We start from the raw sequence: 210 nt of genomic DNA, 5'->3' as shown, positions 1-210 counted from the left end.
ATATCAATTTACTGATTTAGAAAATGGAACGTATGAAGTTTCTTTCACAACACCTGAGGGCTATACACCTACAACAGAAAATTCTGGAAATAACAATGAAAAAGATTCTGATGGTTTAACAACTACAGGTGTTATTAATGGTGCTGATAACTGGACACTAGATAGTGGATTTTATAAAACACCAAAATATAATTTAGGTGACTATGTATG

At 31.4% G+C, this 210-nt stretch carries 1 protein-coding gene; it reads left to right on the top strand.

The features are described from left to right. On the top strand, window positions 1–210 hold a 210-nt coding region (locus tag HMPREF2629_RS08900; protein ID WP_141756721.1), incomplete at both ends, for an SdrD B-like domain-containing protein.

This window comes from Staphylococcus sp. HMSC034C12, from assembly GCF_001835895.1.
GTDB classification, from domain to species: Bacteria; Bacillota; Bacilli; order Staphylococcales; family Staphylococcaceae; genus Staphylococcus; species Staphylococcus hominis.
This window is presented reverse-complemented; position numbering and strand designations above follow the sequence as displayed.